Source organism: Enterobacter sp. DVT3837, from assembly GCF_056238685.1.
This window is the reverse complement of record NZ_JBWDLA010000001.1, coordinates 2467236-2486945: the sequence shown is the minus strand read 5'-3', so window position 1 is coordinate 2486945 and position 19710 is coordinate 2467236. Positions and strand designations below refer to the sequence as shown.

Below are 19710 nucleotides of genomic sequence, written 5' to 3'. Positions count from 1 at the left end.
GATAAATCATCGCTATCAATCCTTTATTTATTATTCCCATCAATACTTAAAACCGGAACACCTGAAAAACATTGCCCTGTTTTATTCCCTAATAACAATCTACCCTGATCACACATTAACGCGAAAGGGGTATTTCATGGCACATTTCACCGAAGAGCTTAACTATCTCGCTCACTATTTTAAGCAGGTCAGAAAAGCAGAGCACATTTTATTTCGCTGGCTATGGTTGAGTCCTGAAGCTCGTATCGAGCGCCTGCGGGAGCTGATGATTCCGGTAAGCAAACGTGATAACTGAAGGTCTGGCGGCGCTTCTCCTTCAGTAAATGTGTGAAGCGCCACCAGCAAAAACCGGAACAAATAATAGAATGCATCATTGTTTATTTCAGGAATGACTCACCTGAGGAATATAATAAAAATTAATTTATATCGCATCACATTTTTATCTCCCCTGCTTCCACATTAAAATAAAAGCTGTTATTTTCCGATGTGAATTAAGTCTTTTTGGAATCCTCTCTCATGAATGCATTTAGTTATCTTCAACGTCTGGGTAAAGCCCTGATGTTGCCTATCGCCACCTTACCGGTTGCAGCCATATTATTACGCCTCGGCCAGCCTGACGTATTTAATATTCCGTTTATTGCCAGTGCCGGTGGCGGGATCTTCGACAGCCTGCCGCTGTTGTTTGCTCTGGGTATCGCCATTGGTCTGGCAAAAGACAATGCTGGTGCTGCAGCCCTCGCGGGTGCTGTCGGCTTTCTGGTCCTCACCAAAGCCACAGCGGTGATTAACGCCTCCATTAACATGTCCTTCTTTGCCGGGATTATTGCGGGTGTGGTGGCCGGTCACTGCTATAACCGCTTCTCCAATACTAAACTGCCGGATTTCCTTGCGTTCTTTGCTGGTAAACGTCTGGTGCCCATCATGACCGGGTTAATTTGTCTGTTCATCGCATGGATTTGCGGCTACGTCTGGCCTTCCGTGCAGCACGGTATTGATACCTTCAGTTTGCTGGTGTCCCGTAGCGGTGAGCCCGGCTGGTTTATTTACGGTGTCCTTAACCGCGCGTTAATTCCTTTCGGCCTGCACTACATACTGCATTCCGTGTTCTGGTTCAGCCTCGGTGACTGTCTGAAAGTGACTTACGATGCTGCCAGCGCGGTACATAACATCTGTCTCGCGCCGGACGTGGTGAAAGGTCTGGTCGTTGGCAGCGCGGTGCCAGGTATTGACGGATCCAGCATCACGCAGATTGCCACCGACTTAACCCGGGGCGATCTTAACCGCTTCTTCGCCGGTGACCCGCATGCGGGTGTCTACATGGCCTGGGCATATCCGATCTTTATGGGCGGTCTTCCGGGTGCGGCACTGGCGATGTATTTCGCCGCGCCAAAAGCACGTCGCTCAGCCGTCGGCGGGATGCTGCTCTCTGTCGCCCTGACCGCCTTCCTGACGGGCATTACCGAGCCAATTGAGTTCTCCTTCCTGTTCCTCGCTCCAGCCCTGTATGCCCTGCATGCGGTACTTGCTGGTGTGAGTATGGTGATCGCCAACAGCCTCGGCGTGCTGCATGGCTTTGGTTTTTCCGCCGGGCTTATCGACTTCGTCCTGAACTGGGGTCTTGCCACGAAGCCGTGGCTCCTGATCCCTCTGATTGCTCTGTTCTTCGCGATCTACTTTGTGGTATTCACGTTCGCGATTCGCTTCTTCAAGCTGAAAACGCCGGGTCGCGAAGACGACGACACGGTAACGGGTGATTCTGACGATCAAAGCGAGGCGATTGCCCAATACATCGCAGCATTGGGTGGCAAAGATAACCTGAAGATTGTCGATGCCTGTATAACTCGCCTGCGCTTAACGCTTACAGATAACAGCGTGCTGGATGAACAGGCGCTGAAATCACTGGGGGCGAAAGGCATTCTGAAAATGGGTACGCAGAACGCGCAGGTGATTCTGGGCCCACAGGCCGAAAGCATCGCGCTGAAGATCCGGGCGCAGATCGAAGCCTGACGTTGCACAATCCTGTTCCCTCTCTCACCGGAGAGGGAATAAAACCGGAACACTTTATATATCCCACCCTTATTTATTCCGCAAAACCCCCTACACTCTCACCATTCTCCTTTTGTTACCGGTACGCCGTCATGCGCCAGCTTCAGAAAATCCGACAGTATCAACGGCTTTATCAGCACTACGGCACAGAGCCAAAGCCCACGACCATCGCGGAAGTGGCCGGTGTCGCGTTATGCAGTGAGCGCCATGCACGCACATTGCTGCGCCAGCTTACGCAAAGCGGATGGTTAAGCTGGCAGGCGCAACCAGGACGTGGGCATCGTGCCATCCTGCATTGCCTGACAACCACCAGCGAACTGAGCGCACCGCTGATGCATGCCTGCCTGGAAAAAGGGGACTACCAGAGCGCGTTGCAGCTGGCCGATGGCGACCCGGCTAGCCTGCATCACATCATTACTCCGTTTTTAGGGGGTAAATGGCTTAAACACCAGCCGACGCTCCGTATTCCGTGGTATCGCCCGCTCACCTTGCTTCATCCCGCTTTCCAGCGTCGCCGTGCCGAACAGCATATTATCTGCGCGGTTCACGCTGGGTTGACGCGTTACGTCCCCGGCCACCCGCAACCGGTGGCCGATTTAGCCCATCACTGGGAGAGTAGTGACGACAAACTTCGCTGGAGCTTTTACCTGCGTAGCGGTGCGCACTGGCATAACGGACAAGCGATCAGCGATGAAGATATTCTCGGCGCGCTGCACCAGTTGTTGGCCGATCCCGCACGTAATACAGGGCTAACTCACGTGAGTAAAGTGATGCTTATCGCACCGTGGTGTCTGGAAATCACGCTTAACGCGCCAGACGCCATGCTGGCGCATCGTCTCGCGCATCATGTTTGCCGTTTGCCACATCCGCAACAACCGAATGTGGGTGCAGGCCCCTTTGCAATTGCTCATCATCACTCGCACTATCTGCGCCTTGAGCGTCAGCCGTGGTACTTTGCGACACATCCCCTGCTGCATGCAATTGAGTTCTGGCGAACCCGCGCCGGAACAGAAAAACCGGCATGGATAACCGTTGGTAAAGGAGAAAACGCCCAGGAGTCCATCACCACCACCAGCGGTGGGTTTTCCTGGCTGATGGTGAATGCCCGGTTACCAAAACCGCTGGCCGCCTGGTTACGCCAGGAAATCCAGCATCTTAACCAGCAGTTCATCCGCCGGGATGATGTTGAAACCCGTACGGAAATACTGCCCGGGATCACGACACCCGCGTATCCTGAAACGCCTGACGTGACGCTTCCACCAGCCCTTTCACTGGTCTGCTATCACACGCCGGTGCTGTGCGATCTCGCCGGCATGCTGCAAACTCGCCTGAAAAAGCGTGGCTGCGACGTCACGATTCACTGGAAAGATCGCGAAGAGTGGCATGCGCCTGACGCGCTGGCGCAAGCGGATATCTTACTGGGGGATTATCTTGCCGGTGAAGTACCGGTCTTTGCGCTGGCAGAGTGGTTTACTGAAGAACCCGCGTGGATCGCCGCGCTGGGTGAGAGCGCATGGCAAAACGCAAAGCAGACGCTGATGGCGTATTGCGAAAGCGAGGAAACGCTAAGAGCACACTTGCCCGCCTTCTTTCATCGCCTGCTTGAAAGCGGCGCCTGTACGCCGCTTTTCCACTACCGCTATCGCATCAACACGATGGAAAATGTGCAGAACATTGTGCTGACTGCCAGCGGCTGGCTTGATTTCACCCGCGCCTGGCTACCGCCGGCTCAGGAGCGCACGACCAGCGCATCGTAGCCGCGCCAGCGGTAGTTGACCATGGAGATCAGCCAGCAGGCGACAAACAGCCCGACCACCACAAATCCGGCGTTGCCCAGGTTGTCGTTTACCGCGCCAATCACATCCCAGACGCCACCGCTGAGGGCGAATTTATCCATCAGCAGACCCAGCGCTTCCAGCCCGCCAATAAACAGCGCCACCACCACAGATGTCCCGGTAATGGTCATGTTGTAGTAGAGCTTACGTTGCGGTTTGTTAAACGCCCATCCGTAAGCACCGACCATCAACAAATTGTCGAGGGTATCGACCAGCGCCATACCGCTGGCGAAGAGCGCCGGGAAGATCATGATTGACCACACCGACATCCCGTGAGAGGCGCTGGCGGCAGAAATGCCCAACACGCCAATTTCGGTGGCAGTGTCAAACCCCAGACCAAACAGGAATCCGACCAGGTACATCTGCCAGCTTTTGTTGACCAGCCGGAAGGTTGCGCCAAATAACCAGTTCATGACGCCGCCCTGTGCAGGTAACTCTACTTCACTGCTTGTCGCGCGCCCCTTTTTCAGCGCCTGAAAACTGCGCCAGACGCCGCGTAAAATCACCATATTGACCAGCGCCATCGCCAGCAGGAAAGTCGCGGAAACGGCTGTTCCAATCAGACTCCCTGTCTCGTGAAACCATGCCATATTTTTCTGAAACGCCGTAGCGGTGGCAGCAATGGCAATGGAGGCCAGCACCACGATGGTGGAATGACCCAGCGAGAACCAGGCCCCTACGCCGGATGGGCGTTTGCCCTGCTGCATCATCTTACGCGTGACGGTATCAATAGCCGCAATGTGGTCGGCATCCACCGCATGGCGAAGTCCGTAACACCAGGCAAGCAGGCTTGCCGCCATCAACGCCGTGCTGCCGCTGAAGGTTTGCCATGCCCATCCCCAGGCCAGCAGGTTTGCCATTACCAGAGCCAGCAGCAGAAGCGCGGCACGAGGTTCATTGCGTAAGAGTCGTAACATTTTAAGTCCTTTGTGAACATGACCGGGCGGCGGCGACCACCGCCTGCCCGAAGGAGATCGCTCCGTCACCTGCGGGCAGGCGCGAAGGAAAAAGAAGCGTAAAGTCAGAAAGATAATGACGCAGACGCGCACGCAGCAGGCGGTTGTGTAACACCCCACCGCTGAAGCACACCGTGGAAAGTGATAAACGCATGGCATGCAATTTGACTAATTGCGCCAACCCTTTTGCCAGCGCATCGTGAAACGCCCATGCGCGTTCGCAGGGCTCCGCCTGCCAGTTCAGCCATTGCTGCCAGAAGAGGGAGAGATTATCCACCGAAAGCGTGACCGGGTGCGCGACACCGGCGCACTGTGAAGCCAGTGCTTCCAGCCGGCAAGCCGCTTCACTTTCGTAGCGTTGCGTTTCTATGCCCAGCGCGCAGGCGATTGCATCGAAAAGCCTTCCGCATGACGAGGCCAGCGGCGCATTGACGCCACGCCCGATTGCTGTCGCCAGCAGCGGCCAGTTTTGGCGCTGTACCGCACGCGTTTCCTGGTAGTGCTGCCAGTCAGGCACAAACGCCAGGCAATGTGCGAGTAAATTGCGCCACGGCTGAACGGCCGCCAGATCCCCACCAGGCAACGCCACGGCAGGTAATCCACCGAGATGCTCACAGTCGCAGTAGTTTACCCGCAGACATTCCCCACCCCACAGCGCACCGTTCTCGCCCATGCCGATCCCGTCCAGCGTCAATGCGATAACATCGCCACCGTCGAGCGGCCAGCCGTTTTCAGCCAGGCACGCCGCCGCGTGTGCGTGATGGTGCAACACGGTGTCGACCGGCAACGCCTGCTCGTGTGCCCATTGTCGGGAGTGGTAACCCGGATGGGCATCGCACACCACACGCTCCGGTTGAAAGGTGTAGATCTGCTGCATCACCGCCAGTGCCGAACGCCACTGGGCTTCGACACCCTCATCACTGAGATCGCCAAAATGCTGGCTTAGCACTGCCTGGTTCCCGCGCACCAGGCAGAAAGTATTTTTCATCTCGCTACCTGTACATAGCATGGCGGGGATATTGCTAAAACCTGCAGGCAACGTGATGGCATCCGGCACAAACCCGCGCGCACGGCGCAGCATTGTCCCGTCCTGAAGCAGGACCGAATCATCCATCCTCTGCACAATGTCGCGGTTGTGGAGCAGAAAACCGTCTGCAATCTCCCCAAGCTCGTCCAGCGCCTGCTGATTACTGATGGCGGGCGGTTTGCCGCTGAGATTACCGGAGGTCATCACCAGCGGACGCTGACAGTCGAGCATGAGCAAATGTTGCAGCGGGTTTGCGGGCAGCATGATGCCTACCGAGTCCAGGCCCGGAGCTATCTCGTCGGGCAACGCGGGCAACCACACCTTTGGCGTGAGCACAATGGGGGCTGCAGGTGAGCATAACAGCGTCTGAATCGCCGTCGGCAGCGCTTCCGCCTGCGGGATCATCACGGCCAGCGGCTTCGAGGGACGCTGTTTGCGCGTTCGAAGTCGCGCGACCGCCTGCGGAATGAGCGCATCACAGGCGAGGTGAAAACCCCCAACTCCTTTGATGGCAACAATGCCACCGTTTTTCAGCATCTCTACCGCTGCGCTTAACGCAGACTCGCGGGTAGTAATGATGTCCCCCGCACGCCATTCCAGCTCCGGCCCGCAGTCCGGGCAGGCGACGGGTTGCGCATGAAAACGACGGTCTGCGGGGTTGCGATACTCCGTTTCACACGGTTCGCACAGCGGGAATGTCGCCATCGACGTGGCCGGGCGGTCATAAGGCATGGCGCAGATAATGGTAAAACGCGGACCACAGTGGGTGCAGTTGATAAACGGATAGCGATAACGACGTTCACGGGGATCGCGCATCTCAGCCAGGCATGCCGGACAGGTAGCGGCATCCGGTACAATCTGGGTGTCCATCGCCCCGCCCGCGCTGTGACGGATGGTAAAGTCCTCCGGCACACGCCTCCAGGTGAAGGGCTGCAAGTCGATCGCGTCAATACGCGCCAGCGGTGGGCAGTCCTGGCGCAGCCTCGCGGTAAAGGCCCCCCCATTACCCGCGAGCCGCACCAGCACGCCCTCTCCGTCATTGCAGACGTCGCCGGTTAACTGAAGCGACTGCGCCAGTTGCCAGACGAAGGGACGAAACCCGACGCCCTGCACTTTGCCGCGCACGCGCAGCTGTACGCCGTTACTGCACATGGCGGATCAGAACAGCAGAGATGAAGAGGTATCGAACACTGCACGACGGCGTTTTTCCGCACTCATCTGTTCGAGCTTATCGCGATCAACACACACCAGGGCGTGCGTCGGGCAGGCTTCCATGCAGGCCGGGCCCGCTTCACGGTGGTAGCAGAGGTCACACTTGTTGGCTTCGGCTTTGTCCGTGCGCACATTCAGGCCCATGCCGCTGTTACGCACAACCGGACGGACAACCACTTCCATCGCGCCATACGGGCAGGCAACCACGCAGGTTTTACAGCCGATGCAGCGCTCCTGCATCACGTGCACAAACCCTTTTTCGCGTTTAATCGCCCCGTTCGGGCAGACATTCGCGCACGGTGCGTCTTCGCACTGACGACAGATGGCGGCGGTGGAAATATTCACGCCTTTAATGACATGGATGCGGGGCAAAAAAGTATCAGGGGTAAGCGACGCGCAATCCTGCTCCGCCTGATGGGAAACCACGCACGCCACTTCACAGGTACGGCAACCAATGCACTTACTGGCATCGGCCATAATAAAACGGTTCATCTGCTTCTCCAGCATTACTGTTATGCGCGGAGATATTCATAAACCGTGCCAATTATTAAGATATTGATTTTAAATAAATTTAAAAATGACGCTGGCACTGTCATCGTCACTTCTGACGATGACAGCTGTCGACATCAACGATGAGGGCCGTCAATGACGGAATCGCGCAGGACAAGCTCGCCGGAGAACGTTTGCTGATATTTAAACTCCCCGCCGTCGAGCATAAAGATCAGTCGGCTGATGGTTTCTTTGATCATCTCCGTCACCGGAATGCGAACGCTGGAAAGCGACGGCACGATATAAGGTGCGATGGCCACGTCGTCAAAACCGATCACCGATACCGCGTCCGGGGTGGCCACGCCGCTGTCGTACAGCTGCTTCATAGCACCGATTGCCATATCGTCGTTACTCGCCACCAGCGCCGTAAAGGTTGCCCCCCGAGCCAACAGCTCGGAAACCGCCGCGGCACCACTGGCCGGGTTCCACTTTCCCTGCGAAATCAGCTCAGGGCGTAGCGGGATCTGGTGCTGTGCCAGTGCGTCCTTGTAGCCGGAGAGACGTTCAACCCCGGTGGGTGAATCCAGCGAACCCGTGATAAATGCGATCTCTCTGTGCCCTTTCTCAATCAGCTGCGACACCGCCTCCTGACAGGAAGCTTTATGATCGGACCAGACGCTGTGGCTGCTGTTTTTCCGCAAGCGGCGGTTAAGCACCATAATCGGTTGCTCACACTTCTCGACGATCTCATCCATCTCATCCACGCTCAGGAAACGCGGGTAGATAATCACCGCATCGCAACGCATATCGAGTAAATACTGGATCGCCTCACGCTCTTCATCGGCGCTGTGCTTGCCGTCAGCAAGGATCAGCTGCCGCCCTTTTTCTTCTGTCATCCGCGCGGCGTTAAACAGCAGTTCGCTAAAGTAGACGCCGTGATACAGGGTGTTTGTCACTACCAGCCCCAGCGTCTGGGTGCGTTTGGTCGCCAGGTTGCGCGCCAGTAAATTCGGGCGATAGCCGCTCTCTTCAATGGCCTGAAACACCCGGTCTTTGGTCTCCTGGCTGACATAGCCATTTCCCGACAGCACCCGGGATACCGTTGCTTTCGAAACGCCTGCCCGCTTCGCCACTTCAAGCATCGTGGTCATCTTGTTATTCCGTCTGAAACTGATGGAGCGCAGTGTACTGCACTGCAGAAAAATTGTCGCAGCGATGAAATCACGCTTTTTGCACCGCCTGGTGATCATCATCACGAAATGAAAAAATGGTCGAAATGTGATCTTGTTTCATTCAAATAAACTCATGATGATTATGTGGAACCGGTTTCCTACATTTCTCACAACGATAACAGGATCTCATCCGATGGCCAAAAATTACGCTGCGCTGGCGAATGATGTCGTCAGCGCGCTGGGCGGCAAAGAGAACATCGTCGCCGTCACCCACTGCATGACGCGTCTGCGCTTCGTCCTGAAAGACGAAAGCCTCACCGACGCTGCGCGTCTGAAAAGCATTAGCGGCGTGCTCGGCGTAGTGCGCAACGACAACCAGTGCCAGGTGATCATTGGCAACACCGTTTCTCAGGCCTACCGCGAGGTAGTCAGCCTGCTGCCAGCCGACCTGCAGCCTGCATCACCGGAAGGTCCACAGAAATTGACATTGCGCCGCATTGGCGCCGGGATCCTGGATGCGCTCATCGGCACCATGTCGCCGCTGATCCCGGCGATCATCGGTGGCTCGATGGTTAAACTGCTGGCGATGATCCTTGAGATGACCGGCGTGCTGCCTAAAGGCGCGCCGACGCTCACCATCCTCACCGTGATTGGCGACGGTGCCTTCTTCTTCCTGCCGCTGATGGTGGCGGCCTCGGCAGCGGTGAAATTCAAAACCAACATGTCGCTGGCGATCGCCATTGCAGGGGTTTTGGTTCATCCGAGCTTTATCGAGTTGATGGCGAAAGCCGCGCAGGGCGAGCATATTGAGTTCGCCTTCATTCCAGTAACGGCGGTGAAATACACCTACACCGTGATCCCGGCGCTGGTGATGACCTGGTGCCTGTCGTACATCGAACGCTGGGTCGATCGCATTACCCCGGCGGTCACCAAAAACTTCCTCAAACCGATGCTGATCGTGCTGATTGCCGCCCCGCTCGCCATTGTGCTGATTGGGCCGCTGGGGATCTGGATCGGTAGCGCCATCTCCGCGCTGGTTTACACCATTCACGGCTATCTGGGCTGGCTCTCCGTGGCGATCATGGGAGCACTCTGGCCGCTGCTGGTGATGACCGGGATGCACCGCGTCTTTACGCCAACCATCATCCAGACCATTGCCGAAACGGGCAAAGAAGGGATGGTCATGCCGTCGGAAATCGGCGCCAACCTCTCCCTTGGCGGTTCGTCTCTGGCGGTAGCCTGGAAAACCAAAAACCCGGAGCTGCGCCAGACGGCGTTAGCGGCGGCAGCCTCTGCCATCATGGCGGGGATCTCTGAACCCGCGCTGTACGGTGTAGCGGTACGGCTGAAACGTCCACTGATTGCGAGCCTGATCAGCGGTTTTATCTGCGGTGCGGTGGCCGGCATTGCCGGACTTGCCAGCCATTCGATGGCCGCACCAGGGTTGTTTACCAGCGTGCAGTTCTTCGACCCGGCGAACCCGATGACCATCGTCTGGGTGTTCGGTGTCATGGCGCTGGCGGTGGTGCTGTCGTTCGTTCTAACCCTGATATTAGGTTTTGAAGATATCCCGGTCGAAGACAATGCTGAAAAAGCGCGCGCCCTCCAGAGTGCCCCGGTACAGAGCAAAGCAGCAAAAGCATAAATTGAGAGTGAGGTAAGAATGTCTGTTTTTCCAAAAGGATTTTTATGGGGCGGCGCGCTTGCCGCCAACCAGAGTGAAGGCGCTTATCGCGAAGGCGGCAAAGGGCTCACAACGGTCGATATGATCCCCCACGGCGCGAATCGCCTGGCGGTGAAAATCGGGAAGGAAAAGCGGTTTTCGTTGCGTGACGACGAGTTTTACCCAAGCCATGAAGCGATTGATTTTTATCATCGCTACAAAGAAGACATCGCCCTGATGGCGGAGATGGGGTTTACGGTGTTCCGCACCTCAATTGCCTGGAGCCGCCTCTATCCAAATGGCGATGAGCCGCTGCCCAATAAAGAAGGTATTGCCTTCTACCGCGCGGTGTTTGAAGAGTGCAAAAAGTACAACATCGAGCCGCTGGTGACCCTCTGCCACTTCGACGTGCCGATGCACCTGGTGACGGAGTACGGTTCCTGGCGCAACCGCAAGATGGTCGATTTCTTCGCCCGTTACGCCCGCACCTGCTTCGAGGAATTTAATGGTCTGGTGAAATACTGGCTGACCTTCAATGAAATCAACATCATGTTGCACAGCCCGTTCTCTGGCGCGGGCCTGGTATTTGAAGAAGGCGAAAACGAAGATCAGGTGAAATATCAGGCCGCACACCACGAGCTGGTGGCGAGCGCGCTGGCGACCAAAATCGCCCACGAGGTAAACCCGGAAAACCAGGTCGGCTGCATGCTGGCGGGCGGGAATTTCTACCCGTACTCCTGCAAGCCAGAAGACGTGTGGATGGCGCTGGAGAAAGATCGCGAGAACCTGTTCTTTATCGACGTGCAGGCGCGCGGCAGCTATCCGGCCTACTCCGCCCGCGTGTTCCGCGAGAAAGGCGTGGTGATTGTGAAAGATCCTGGCGACGACGAACTGCTGAAAAACACCGTCGATTTTGTCTCGTTCAGCTATTACGCCTCACGCTGCGCGTCGGCGGATATGAACGCGGGCAACACCAGCGCGGCAAATATCGTTAAATCCCTGCGCAACCCGAATATTCAGGTGAGCGAATGGGGTTGGGGTATCGACCCGCTCGGCCTGCGCATCACCATGAACATGATGTACGACCGCTACCAGAAGCCGCTGTTCCTGGTGGAAAACGGTCTCGGGGCGAAAGACGTTATTGATGAAAACGGCGAGATTAACGACGACTACCGCATCAGCTATCTGCGCGAGCATATTCGCGCGATGGGTGACGCGATTGAGGACGGCGTGCCGCTGATGGGCTACACCACCTGGGGCTGCATCGACCTGGTGGCCGCCTCAACGGGCGAGATGAGCAAGCGCTACGGGTTTGTGTACGTTGACCGCGACGACGCCGGAAACGGCACGCTGGACAGGAAACGCAAGAAATCGTTCTGGTGGTATAAGAAGGTGATTGCAAGTAACGGGGCGGATCTGGAGTAGACTGTTTTGCCGGGTGGCGGCTTCGCCTTACCCGGCCTACAAAAGCGTAGGCCCGGTAAGCGTAGCGCCACCGGGCGCTGTTCAGAGCCGGGAAAATCCCCCGTCCCCACACCATCCGGCAAGCCGTGAATAGACCACTTCGACCGCCGCTTTCACCGGCGGCGTCATCGGGTAATAAAACCCAACAATGTCCGGCTGAATCCCCAAAAACAGCACCTCGCCCACGTCGTCTTTAATCTGATCGACCAGGTAGTTCAGCGGCATATTGTGGGTGGTCATCATAAACATCTCGGCGATGTCATCCGGGTCAATCAGGCGGATCTCGCCGGGGTTGAGCCCCATATCCGTGGCATCAACGATCAGCAGCCTGTCCGGGTGCAGCTCACGAATAGCAACCACGTCGTTTTCCGGCGCGCTGCCACCGTCGATGACCACCCAGTTACCCTGAGAATTTGCCGCGCACATTTCTGCCAACAATGGGCCTGCACCGTCATCGCCCATCATGCTGTTGCCAACACACAGTAAAACGTCAGTCACGTAATCTCCTCACCATCAGGTAGATGGCGCTCTCCTGATGAATATCGTGCAGCATGCTAAGCAGCGTTTTGCTCCAAGCCTGCTGCTCAGGGGTTTGCCTGTTCAGCGCCGCGTCAAACGCGTTCGCCAACATCGCAATGTGGTTGGCGTCGATGACGATCTCGCCGTACTTCGGCACGCCTTCCATCTTGCGCCGCGCCGTGCTGCCCTCCTCCAGCGTGGCGATCCACGCCAGATACTCGGGCCACGGGCAGCTTAACGCCGTTTCCAGGCAGTCAATCACCCCGAGGTGATGCCCAATCGCCAGGCTGTAATAGACCACCTGCTGCGCCGCATCCGGCGTGGCATCGTTCTCATCAATAAACTTACGGCTCAGCTGACTGAACACCACCGTTTCACTCATCGGATACGCGCCTCTTCCACGATGTTGTTCAGGTTTGCCACAATCTCATTCAAACGCGGATCGTTCTCCGCCTCCAGCCAGCGTGCCACCTGATGCTCACCCTGGCTCAGCAGACGCAGGTAATCGTCGGCAATCTGGCGACCATAGCGGTAGCCCGCCAGTTTGCGCGCCGTGCGATCGACCTTCACCCGCAGTGGCTGCACCATGTCCGGGTGCAGGATAGTCGCAGGCTGGTTATCAAGCTCCCCAGGTTCACGAGCATGAATTTTCTGCTCCAGCAGGCCAAGCGCCATGGCAAAACCGTACAGCGTTGCGGCAGGTGTCGGCGGGCAGCCCGGAATGTAAACATCCACCGGCACGATTTTGTCGGTGCCACCCCAGACGCAATACAGATCGTGGAAAATGCCGCCGCTGTTGCCACAGGCTCCGTACGAGATACAGATTTTCGGGTTAGGCGCAGATTGCCAGGCGCGCAGCGCAGGCGAGCGCATGGCGCGGGTGACGGCGCCGGTAAACAGCAAAATGTCGGCATGGCGCGGAGACGGTACAACTTTGATGCCGAAACGCTCGGCGTCAAACAACGGCGACAGGGTGGCGAAGATCTCAATCTCGCAGCCGTTGCAGCCGCCGCAGTCCACGCGGTAGACATAGGCCGAGCGTTTGATTTTTTTCAGCAGCGACGCCTTCATGCTGGCGATGGATTCATCCACCGTCATCGGCACCGGAATGCCGTTATCGTCGCGCGGGCCCAGTAGGTTTTCCATCAGCTGGCCTCTCTCATATGGCGAGTAATATCAATGCGGTCGGACGGCAGCAGGCACTTCTGGCGCTTACACTCCGGGCAGGTTTCAAAGCTTTCACGATGATGTTCTGCGCGAGCGTCTCCGTTGTGCTGCAACAGCGCGATGGCATAGTCGATCTCTTTTTGCACGGCGAATGGACGCTTGCAGACGCGACAGTTACACAGTTCAAAGCGCGACTGCTGCAGGAAATCTTCTTTCTTCCATACCGCCAGCTCATATTCCTGTGACAAGCGGATTGCGACAGTCGGGCAGACCTCTTCGCAGCGGCCACAGAAGATGCAGCGCCCGAGGTTAAACTGCCAGGCCAGTTCACCGGTTTTGAGGTCCGTTTCCACCGTCAGGGCATTCGACGGACAGGCGTTTACACAGGCCGCGCAGCCGATGCACTGCTGCGGATTGTGCTCCGGCTTGCCGCGAAAGTTTTTATTCACCGGCATCGGCTCCAGTGGATAACTGCTGGTTACCGCGCCGGTTTTGATGACTTTTTTAATAAAGGTAAACATGACGAGTCCTTATTTCAGCGGCGAGTTCTTACGCTCAATGCTGTAGCGCTCAAGTTCTTTGTACGGCACCACCTGGCTTTTCTTCTTGCGCACATCCACCACCGTCATACGGTCGGTACAGGAGTAGCACGGATCAAGGCTGCCGATGATCAGCGGCGCGTCGGAAACCGTGTTTCCACGCAGCATATAGCGCAGGGTTGGCCAGTTGGCGTAGGTTGCCGCGCGGCAGCGCCAGCGGTAGAGCTTCTGGTTGTCGCCGGTCATGCTCCAGTGGATGTCGTCTCCACGTGGCGCTTCGGCGAACCCCAGCGCGAAGCGGTTGGGAATGTAGGTGAAACCTTCAACCATCAGCGGGCCGCCCGGCAGGTTATCCAGACCGAAGTCGATCATGTTCAGGGCGGTGAACACCTCATTGATGCGCACTTTGAGGCGAGAGATAACGTCGCAGCCCTGCTCGCTGTGCACGGTCATCGGCAGCAGGCCATAGCCGACGAACGGGTGATCGGCGCGGGTATCGCGGGCGTGGCCACTGGCGCGCACCATCGGACCCACGTTGCTGAAATCGCGGGCAATTTCCGGGTCAAGACGACCAATCCCGACGGTACGCTGCTCGATGTTTGGCGTGCTGAGCAGCATATCCACCAGCTCCTGCACATCGCGACGCATCTGCTGCGCCAGCTGGCGGGTCTGGATCATGTCGTCTTTCAGCAGGTCACGGCGGATCCCGCCGATCAGGTTCAGACCGTAGGTTTTACGTGCGCCGGTGAGGATCTCCGCCATCTTCATCGACGCTTCACGCACGCGGAAGAACTGCATAAACCCGGAGTCAAAACCGACGAAGTGGCAGGCCAGGCCGAGGTTCAGCAGATGCGAGTGCAGGCGCTCCACCTCCAGCAGGATGGCGCGGATCATCTGCGCGCGCTCTGGCACCACAATTCCCATGCCATTCTCCACCGAGGTGGTGTAGGCGGTGCTGTGGGCAAAGCCGCAGATGCCGCACACGCGGTCAGAGAGGAACGTGACTTCGTTGTAGCCCATGCGGGTCTCCGCCAGCTTCTCCATGCCGCGGTGGACGTAGAACAGGCGGTAGTCGGCGTCGATAATGTTCTCGCCGTCGACAAACAGGCGGAAGTGGCCTGGTTCATCGGAAGTCACGTGCAGCGGACCAATCGGCACCACGTTGTTCTTTTTACTGCCCAGCTCGTTGATGAACTCGTAGGTTTCGCTGTCGGTGGTCGGGGCCGGACGCTGGCGGTAGTCCATGCTGTCCTTGCGCAGCGGATAGAGTTCATCCGGCCAGTCGTCCGGCAGCACCAGGCGACGTTCATCCGGCAGTCCTACAGGCACCAGCCCGTACATGTCGCGCACTTCACGTTCGCCCCATACGGCGGCGGGCACGCGCGGCGTGACGGACGGATACTCCGGTTTGTTTGGGTCCACTTCAACGCGTACGGTGAGCCAGCACTTCTCGAACTGCTCCATCGACATCACGTAGTACACCGCGTAATTGCCACACAGCTGGCGCTCGTCGTTGCCGAACAGCACCGACAGCCAGCCGCCCTGCTGGTAATAGAGAAACTCCACCACTTCCGGCAAATAGTTCACCTTAACGGTGACGGTGATCTGGTCTTTGGTTTGCCAGGACTCCTCCAGCACGACGCCAGGGAAAGCCTGATGCAACGCGGCGAGATACTGCTGACCTTTCTTTTCTTCAGACATAAAAACTCTCTTTAATCACGCCACCAGCAAGGAGACGAACGCTAAAAATGCGAAACCAAAACCGGCCCAGGTGATGCGCGATGTCGCGACAAAGCGCAGACGCGCCATGCTGTTTTCAAACAGGGCAATCACCAACACGCCGACCAGAAGTTTGAGCGCCGCAACGACCACGGCCAGCACCAGACCACTCACCGAGAAATGCGTCATCTGTCCCCACGGGAAGAAGACACCGACAAACATCTGCAGCACCACCAGCTGTTTGAGGCTGATGCCCCACTTCAGTACCGCAAAGCCATAGCCGCTGTACTCCGTCAGCGGCCCTTCCTGCAGCTCCTGCTCCGCTTCCGCGAGGTCGAACGGCAGTTTGCCCATCTCAATAAAGGTGGCAAACGCGCAGGCACACAGCGCCAGAACCAGCGGAATGGAACGGGCCAACGGCCAGTGATAAACGGTGTTAGTGATAAAACTGATGTGGGTAGAGCCTGCGACCTGCGCCGCCACCCAGAGCCCCAGCAGCAGGATCGGCTCGACGAGCACGCCGAGCATCGCCTCACGACTGGCGCCAAGACCGGTAAACGGACTCCCCGTGTCCAGGCCCGCAATCGCAAAGAAGAAACGGGCGATGGCGAAGAGATAGATAAGCGTGATCAAATCACCCAGTACCGGCAACGGTGAACCCACCGTCACCACCGGCAGCGCGGTGGCGATGGTGAGCATCACGCCCACCATCACAAACGGTGTCAGGCGGAAGACCCAGCCTGCAGCATCCGGGGCCACGCTCTGGCGAGTGAGCAATTTGAAGAGATCGCGGTACTCCTGCAGCACGCCAGGCCCGCGACGGTTGTGCATTCGGGCGCGCGCCACGCGGCTCACCCCGGAAAGCAGCGGCGCAACGGCGAATAACACCAGCGCCTGAAGTAGTGCCAGTAACAAACTCATGTCAGGCTCCTCGTGAAATCACAATCACTACCAGCACCGCCAGCTCGATAACGGCCAGACGGCGGAACAGCGCAGGCACGGCAGCACTCTGCCAGCCAGGGATCCAGGCCACCGGGTTCAGCCAGTGACGCAGCTTCAGCACGGCAGCAAAGTTCTCTTTCACCGGCATGGCAAAGCCGTGGGCGGTGATCACCATTGATTGTTCATGTTCATAACCGCAGGCCCACGCCGCACCGCGCGAGCGGGAGGCGAGTCGGTCGCGTTTGAAGAACAGCATCAGAATGAATGGCAGCAGCGGCGCGGCAATCAGCAGCAGCGCAATCATCGGCTGAGAAACGGTGGTATTCGCCACGGTCAGCGGCAGCGGAATAGCGCTTCCCAGCAGCGGCAACAGCCACGGCGCAGCGACGCCGCCCGCGATGCAGCACAACGCCAGCGCAACCACGCTGGCACACATCAGTACCGGTGCGCAGCAGGCGTTTTCAGCTTCGCGGGTGCGCGGCGCGGCGAGGAAGGTGACGCCGTAGACTTTCGCCATACACATCACCGCCAGCGCCCCGGTAATCGCCAGCCCGACTGCCAGAAGCGGCCCCAGCAGACGGGCGATAAACGCGTCGCTCTGGCCGAGCGCGAAGAAGGACTGATAGATCACCCACTCCCCGGCAAAGCCGTTGAGCGGCGGCAGCGCCGCCATCGCCATCAGACCGACCAGCATCGCCAGTGAAATCACGGGCATCTTTTTGCCAATGCCGCCAAGCTTTTCGATATCGCGATGGCCAGTGCGGAACCAGACGCTCCCCGCACCCAGGAACAGCGTGCTTTTAAACAGGCTATGGTTAATCAGGTGATAGAGACCGCCGATAAAACCGGCGGCAATCAGCGCCGGTTGATTGAGCGCTAACCCGGTCACGCCCGCGCCAATACCGAGCAGGATGATGCCGATATTTTCCAGCGTGTGGTACGCCAGAAGACGCTGGATATTATGCTCCATCAGGGCGTACAGACCGCCGACGAATGCGGTGATCATCCCGGCGATCAGCAGCACGACGCCCCACCACAGCGGAGGCTGGCCGCCGGTCAGCGTAATCGCCAAAATGCCGAACAGACCGACCTTCATCACCACCACAGAAAACAGCGCGGCAGCAGGTGCGGAGGCATACGCATGCGCCTGCGGCACCCAGCCGTGCAGCGGGATGATCCCGGCGAGCAGGCCAAAGCCAATAACGCCCAGCAGCCAGACGTCATTCCCCAGCGGATGACCGTTGAGTGCGGAGAAGTCCAGCGTGCCGAAGCGCTGCCACACCAGCCAGCAGGCCAGCGCCAGCAGCAGCGTCCCGAGACGGCCCAGCGCAAACCACAGTTTGCCGGAGGCGCTGCAGCCCGTCAGGAAGACACCACACAACGCCATGATTTCCGCCATCACCACCAGCGCCCCGAGGTTACTGGCAATAACGGTACAGACCGCCGTTGCCAGCAGCAGGTTAATCAGCAGGCCGTTGGCTTTAGTATTCTGGTGGCGGTGCCAGTCAATATTGAACAGACTGATAAACAGACCGCACAGGCCAAACGTCACCAGCCAGATGGCATTTAGCGGCGTAATCTCCACGGTGTGGCGAATCAGCGGCATCACGGCCTCTACGGATTGACCACCGAGCAGGACGACACCGCCCGCCGCCAGCGTCATCAGGCTACCGACCGCCCCGCCGATTCCGGCGATCCAGCCGCTCAGGGTTTTATGCAAAGAGAAGATCAGCGCCAGTACTGCGGCGGCGGTAAAGTACGCCACGGCGCTGTTGATCATGGTTATGGCGTTCATTTCGCCTCCTCATTAAGCGCCTGCAGAAGCGAAAGATCGCCAAAATCGCTATTGATGGTCAGCTCACGTTTACGCTTGCTGGTGCGGGCGATATCGCGGATGTTAACCAGAATCAGCGCTTTGGTCGGGCAGGTGCGTACGCACGCTGGACCTTGCTCATCAAAGCTGCACAGGTCGCATTTCACCGCGACGGCACGAATGCCGGGGACCCAGTCAAGCAGCGTACTTACCTTCGCGGGGGCCGGGGGCGCAGGAGGGGCTTTCGGCGTGTTGGCATTAGCCGGAATATGCAGCGGGCGGCTGCCGGAAAATTCAATCGCGCCGAACGGGCAGGCAATGCCGCACAGCTTGCAGCTCACGCACAGGCTTTCGTTCAGCTGGACAGCGCCATCAACGCGAGTGATGGCATTCACAGGGCAAACACCCGCGCAAGGGGCATCTTCACAGTGATGACAGAGCTGCGGGGCAGACTCTTTTTCATTACGCATGATGTGCAGACGCGGCATGGACTGCAACCCATGCAGGCGATGCGTTTCCGAACACGCCGCCTCACAGGTTCGACAGCCAATACAGACCGTCGAGTCAGCAATTACAAAACGGTTCACCGGGTTATCCTCTGGTGATAGTCATTTTTGACGAAAAACTGTCTTGTCGACATTTCTCGACACGTAAGAGTCAGGCCACATTCGCTGAGGCATGCCCATCCATCAACTGCGCCAGATTGACCGGGAGATCGTGTTCAACGGCGGCGTATAAACCGTCATAAACTGGCGCAATTTTTTCCAGATAGTGCTCCAGCACCTGCTGGCGATCGCGGTTACTGACGTGACCATCCACCATGCCGTCTGCCATCAGCTGTGCCTTCGCAATACACTGTTTTTCACCATCTTTTGTCTCGAGGTAGTACTCGATGGTGTGGCTGTTGAAGTTATCCGCCAGGGTAACGTTGATGGTGAAATGGCCGAAGAGGACAAAGCGCATATCACCTTGTGCCGCGCAGCTCATTGCGTGGTGAAGACGTGCTTTCGACAGGGTGATGCCCTGAACCAGAGAGTTGCAGTACAGGTGCCACTGGTCCTGTAATTGCTGATGGCGCTGCGCGATGTAATCCGCTTTTTCGCTGATTTCCCAAATAGTCATAAAAGGTATCCGGTTAATGGAGATA

Annotated in this window: 18 protein-coding genes; 5 read left to right on the top strand and 13 right to left on the bottom strand. The window is 57.6% G+C overall.

Annotated features, from left to right (window positions below):
- Positions 1–136 precede the first annotated feature (136 nt).
- From AC0XWG_RS12175 to AC0XWG_RS12165, 3 genes are all read left to right on the top strand, one after another.
- On the top strand, positions 137–295 hold the full coding sequence (locus tag AC0XWG_RS12175; protein ID WP_164881322.1) for a hypothetical protein: 159 nt from the start codon (positions 137–139) through the stop codon (positions 293–295).
- A 221-nt stretch (positions 296–516) separates the two neighbouring features.
- Positions 517–2007, top strand: a complete 1491-nt coding sequence (nagE, locus tag AC0XWG_RS12170; protein WP_475680616.1) for an N-acetylglucosamine-specific PTS transporter subunit IIBC — start codon at positions 517–519, stop codon at positions 2005–2007.
- Between the two features lie 131 nt (positions 2008–2138).
- Positions 2139–3803, top strand: a complete 1665-nt coding sequence (locus AC0XWG_RS12165) for an SgrR family transcriptional regulator (protein ID WP_475680615.1) — start codon at positions 2139–2141, stop codon at positions 3801–3803.
- Here AC0XWG_RS12165 and AC0XWG_RS12160 read toward each other — a convergent pair.
- From AC0XWG_RS12160 to AC0XWG_RS12145, 4 genes are all read right to left on the bottom strand, one after another.
- Positions 3776–4798 (bottom strand): HoxN/HupN/NixA family nickel/cobalt transporter, encoded by a 1023-nt coding sequence (locus AC0XWG_RS12160; protein WP_108091020.1) that lies wholly within the window; start codon positions 4796–4798, stop codon positions 3776–3778. The genes AC0XWG_RS12165 and AC0XWG_RS12160 overlap by 28 nt on opposite strands.
- 1 nt (position 4799) lies before the next feature.
- Positions 4800–7016 carry a carbamoyltransferase HypF gene (hypF, locus tag AC0XWG_RS12155; RefSeq protein WP_475680614.1) on the bottom strand — a complete coding sequence of 739 codons (2217 nt, stop codon included), beginning with the start codon at positions 7014–7016 and terminating at the stop codon, positions 4800–4802.
- Between the two features lie 6 nt (positions 7017–7022).
- Complete coding sequence (gene hydN / locus AC0XWG_RS12150; RefSeq protein ID WP_049006101.1) at positions 7023–7568, bottom strand: electron transport protein HydN; 546 nt, start codon at positions 7566–7568, stop codon at positions 7023–7025.
- Positions 7569–7702: 134 nt separating this feature from the next.
- Entirely contained in the window at positions 7703–8716 is a 1014-nt protein-coding gene (locus tag AC0XWG_RS12145; protein ID WP_134707857.1) for a LacI family DNA-binding transcriptional regulator, read from the bottom strand.
- A gap of 214 nt (positions 8717–8930) precedes the next feature.
- Here AC0XWG_RS12145 and ascF point away from each other — a divergent pair, with 214 nt between their 5' ends.
- The gene (ascF, locus tag AC0XWG_RS12140) at positions 8931–10382 is read left to right on the top strand and encodes a PTS cellobiose/arbutin/salicin transporter subunit IIBC (RefSeq protein ID WP_475680613.1); all 1452 of its coding nucleotides are present in this window, start codon (positions 8931–8933) and stop codon (positions 10380–10382) included.
- An 18-nt stretch (positions 10383–10400) separates the two neighbouring features.
- Positions 10401–11825 (top strand): 6-phospho-beta-glucosidase, encoded by a 1425-nt coding sequence (locus AC0XWG_RS12135; RefSeq protein ID WP_475680612.1) that lies wholly within the window; start codon positions 10401–10403, stop codon positions 11823–11825.
- An 81-nt stretch (positions 11826–11906) separates the two neighbouring features.
- Here the strand turns inward: AC0XWG_RS12135 and hycI are convergent, their stop codons facing one another.
- From hycI to hycA, 9 genes are all read right to left on the bottom strand, one after another.
- Entirely contained in the window at positions 11907–12362 is a 456-nt protein-coding gene (gene hycI / locus AC0XWG_RS12130) for a hydrogenase maturation peptidase HycI (RefSeq protein ID WP_028016830.1), read from the bottom strand.
- Positions 12355–12765 (bottom strand): formate hydrogenlyase maturation HycH family protein, encoded by a 411-nt coding sequence (locus AC0XWG_RS12125; RefSeq protein WP_049006110.1) that lies wholly within the window; start codon positions 12763–12765, stop codon positions 12355–12357. Before AC0XWG_RS12125 ends, hycI begins: the two co-directional genes overlap by 8 nt.
- Positions 12762–13529 carry an NADH-quinone oxidoreductase subunit B family protein gene (locus tag AC0XWG_RS12120; protein ID WP_475680611.1) on the bottom strand — a complete coding sequence of 256 codons (768 nt, stop codon included), beginning with the start codon at positions 13527–13529 and terminating at the stop codon, positions 12762–12764. The genes AC0XWG_RS12125 and AC0XWG_RS12120 overlap by 4 nt, the downstream gene beginning before the upstream one ends.
- Positions 13529–14071 (bottom strand): formate hydrogenlyase complex iron-sulfur subunit, encoded by a 543-nt coding sequence (locus AC0XWG_RS12115; RefSeq protein ID WP_049006115.1) that lies wholly within the window; start codon positions 14069–14071, stop codon positions 13529–13531. The genes AC0XWG_RS12120 and AC0XWG_RS12115 overlap by 1 nt, the downstream gene beginning before the upstream one ends.
- Positions 14072–14080: 9 nt before the next feature.
- Positions 14081–15790, bottom strand: a complete 1710-nt coding sequence (gene hycE, locus AC0XWG_RS12110; protein WP_028016834.1) for a formate hydrogenlyase subunit HycE — start codon at positions 15788–15790, stop codon at positions 14081–14083.
- Between the two features lie 15 nt (positions 15791–15805).
- The gene (locus AC0XWG_RS12105; protein ID WP_256066304.1) at positions 15806–16729 is read right to left on the bottom strand and encodes a respiratory chain complex I subunit 1 family protein; all 924 of its coding nucleotides are present in this window, start codon (positions 16727–16729) and stop codon (positions 15806–15808) included.
- 1 nt (position 16730) lies between these two features.
- Positions 16731–18545 (bottom strand): formate hydrogenlyase subunit 3, encoded by a 1815-nt coding sequence (hycC, locus tag AC0XWG_RS12100; RefSeq protein WP_475680610.1) that lies wholly within the window; start codon positions 18543–18545, stop codon positions 16731–16733.
- Positions 18542–19150 (bottom strand): 4Fe-4S dicluster domain-containing protein, encoded by a 609-nt coding sequence (locus tag AC0XWG_RS12095; RefSeq protein ID WP_028016837.1) that lies wholly within the window; start codon positions 19148–19150, stop codon positions 18542–18544. The genes hycC and AC0XWG_RS12095 overlap by 4 nt, the downstream gene beginning before the upstream one ends.
- Positions 19151–19220: 70 nt before the next feature.
- The gene (gene hycA, locus AC0XWG_RS12090; protein WP_028016838.1) at positions 19221–19685 is read right to left on the bottom strand and encodes a formate hydrogenlyase regulator HycA; all 465 of its coding nucleotides are present in this window, start codon (positions 19683–19685) and stop codon (positions 19221–19223) included.
- Positions 19686–19710: the final 25 nt, after the last annotated feature.